This is a genomic window from Vibrio sp. 2132-1 (assembly GCF_033344315.1).
Genome location: NZ_JAWPON010000416.1, coordinates 1 through 658, shown reverse-complemented (window position 1 = coordinate 658; position 658 = coordinate 1). Strand labels below are relative to the sequence as shown.

At 49.2% G+C, this 658-nt stretch carries 1 protein-coding gene; it reads right to left on the bottom strand.

Annotated elements, in window-relative coordinates; all coding sequences use genetic code 11:
* Positions 1–658, bottom strand: a 658-nt coding sequence (locus R8N47_RS25760) for a 1-acyl-sn-glycerol-3-phosphate acyltransferase (RefSeq protein ID WP_318186171.1), incomplete at both ends; no start/stop codon positions are given.

The window sequence follows — 658 nt, the reverse complement described above, 5'->3', positions numbered from 1 at the left end:
GTGCTTGAGTATGGGTTGTTTTTCAGTAGCTTCAAGTAGCACTCAATCTGATTGATCAGAGAATCACGAGACAGTGCACGTTGGCGAGAAGCCAACAATGCTGTTGCACAAAGCGTTAAGGCGTTTGCCGCTGCCGCATCGTTAATGTGCGTCATCATCTTGTTCGCTAGCTCATTGACCACAGGATTCATCCACTGTGGTTTGCTACCGCCCATGCTATCGATGTCTTTTGTCCACTCTGGCGCGTGCTCGTTAAGGTATTGGTTGAGCTGAATAGGCTCACCGAAGTTCACGTAGCCCAAACCAAAGTTACGCAGTTTACGTAGAGTGCGCAGAACAAGACCTGCGTTTTCTTTCTCTTTACGTTTACCGCGCAGTTCTTTGGCGTAAGTGCCCACTTCCATTACGTGCTCGTAACCGATGTAAACCGGTACCAGCGTTACCGGACGGTTTAGACCACGCAGCATCGCTTGAATCGTCATGGCCAACATACCCGTTTTCGCTTGCAGTAAACGACCGGTACGTGAGCGACCACCTTCGCTGAAGTACTCTACCGAGTAACCTTTTGCAAACAGCTCGGCTAGATACTCACGGAAAATCGTGGAGTACAGTTTGTTGCCTTTAAAGCTACGACGAATAAAGAACGCACCACCACGAC